Genomic DNA, 2176 nt, shown 5'->3' with positions numbered 1-2176 from the left:
AAAGTATTTTCCTTTGCTTGGCACAGCCCAACTGGAGAAGTTTCAGTGCTCTACCGTGAGCCGAAATTGTTGAAAGCCCGAGCCGCTGGAGCCGGTCGGCAACGAGATCGGCGTTTCAGTGCTCTACCGTGAGCCGAAATTGTTGAAAGTATTTTCCTTTGCTTGGCACAGCCCAACTGGAGAAGTTTCAGTGCTCTACCGTGAGCCGAAATTGTTGAAAGCTACGCCTCCACGTGGAGCAGCTCAAACGCGAGCTGGTTTCAGTGCTCTACCGTGAGCCGAAATTGTTGAAAGATAATAGTACCGTCACGCCAACTACGCTGCTTTTGTTTCAGTGCTCTACCGTGAGCCGAAATTGTTGAAAGTCGATATGTCGATATTCGTCGTCCTAGCGAACTCACGTTTCAGTGCTCTACCGTGAGCCGAAATTGTTGAAAGCTTCTTCTGCGACCTCAATGATGAGACCGTCGCGTGTTTCAGTGCTCTACCGTGAGCCGAAATTGTTGAAAGTTGACGTAGATTGCGAACAAACGCCTCAGCATTTGGAGTTTCAGTGCTCTACCGTGAGCCGAAATTGTTGAAAGCTCCGTATACGTCAGCGATTGCAGTGTAGCGGATATCAGCTTTCAGTGCTCTACCGTGAGCCGAAATTGTTGAAAGCCATAACTTCGTTTTGGTGAAAGATGATTATCCTATAGCCTTTCAGTGCTCTACCGTGAGCCGAAATTGTTGAAAGAACTTCGTTTTGGTGAAAGATGATTATCCTATAGCCTTTCAGTGCTCTACCGTGAGCCGAAATTGTTGAAAGACATTTTTTCATCAATTCGTGACGCTATTCGTTAAGGCTTTCAGTGCTCTACCGTGAGCCGAAATTGTTGAAAGAAGGCGTAAACCCGTATATAACCGCGAAAGTACTAGCTCTTTCAGTGCTCTACCGTGAGCCGAAATTGTTGAAAGGTGACACAAGACGCTGTAATAGAGGTAAGAAATCTAACTTTCAGTGCTCTACCGTGAGCCGAAATTGTTGAAAGTTCTCTCTATTTTAACCGCGTTACGTTCAACACGCGCTTTCAGTGCTCTACCGTGAGCCGAAATTGTTGAAAGTGTTGATGATGGTATGCTTGCAAAACTGCAACGGGTAGCTTTCAGTGCTCTACCGTGAGCCGAAATTGTTGAAAGTAGCTCTGCATCTGATAGTAGGGGGGTTGAAATTGGCTTTCAGTGCTCTACCGTGAGCCGAAATTGTTGAAAGTGTTGACGATTTAATGTGATTAACCGTCTGCTCTAGCCTTTCAGTGCTCTACCGTGAGCCGAAATTGTTGAAAGTGATAGAGTGCAATTGCATTACGCAATAGGTGCAATTCTTTCAGTGCTCTACCGTGAGCCGAAATTGTTGAAAGGCTTAGCCGATTAACGTCAATGAGCGCCCAATTGTTTCTTTCAGTGCTCTACCGTGAGCCGAAATTGTTGAAAGTCGCTCTGACTCGCTCAAACTGCGCTCATCGACCGGGTTTCAGTGCTCTACCGTGAGCCGAAATTGTTGAAAGCACTTTCTGTTGAGCAGGGCGAGATTACGGTCGGAGTTTCAGTGCTCTACCGTGAGCCGAAATTGTTGAAAGCCCTTCCGAACGACCCACTCCATGCGGCGCAAGATTGTTTCAGTGCTCTACCGTGAGCCGAAATTGTTGAAAGCGTTCGGGGTGGTGCTCGGCGTGCTCGTTCTGTATCGTTTCAGTGCTCTACCGTGAGCCGAAATTGTTGAAAGGGTTATGTGGCAGTATGGCGTGCCTCAAACGCGAAAGGTTTCAGTGCTCTACCGTGAGCCGAAATTGTTGAAAGGGCCAGCCGAGCGAGGTCCACACCTCGGCCGCATCCAGTTTCAGTGCTCTACCGTGAGCCGAAATTGTTGAAAGGTTGTCGGTGTTTTGCACGTGCTCCATGCAATTCCCGGTTTCAGTGCTCTACCGTGAGCCGAAATTGTTGAAAGTTATGCCGCCGAATGGCTCGGCGCTGTGTAACCGAGGTTTCAGTGCTCTACCGTGAGCCGAAATTGTTGAAAGCGTAAGAAGCAACCGTCTGTAGAGGGGTAGGAGTAGCAGGCGTCAGCAACTCGCTGCCGCGCCCGATCATCTGGGATGTCGTAGATGACGAGACACTGCATCGTTGCCCTCGCTTA

At 48.5% G+C, this 2176-nt stretch carries 1 pseudogene and 1 CRISPR repeat array; the pseudogene reads right to left on the bottom strand.

Annotated features, from left to right (window positions below):
- Positions 1-40: 40 nt before the first annotated feature.
- Positions 41-2060: direct repeats of the CRISPR family, unit length 36 nt; unit sequence TTTCAGTGCTCTACCGTGAGCCGAAATTGTTGAAAG.
- Positions 2061-2095: 35 nt separating this feature from the next.
- Positions 2096-2161 (bottom strand): annotated as a pseudogene (locus NZU74_20120) (CRISPR-associated endonuclease Cas2).
- Positions 2162-2176: the final 15 nt, after the last annotated feature.

The sequence above is a fragment of the Chloroflexaceae bacterium genome, from assembly GCA_025057155.1.
GTDB lineage: Bacteria > Chloroflexota > Chloroflexia > Chloroflexales > Chloroflexaceae > JACAEO01.
The sequence above is the reverse complement of the archived record's forward strand: the minus strand, read 5'-3'. Positions and strand labels throughout refer to the sequence as shown.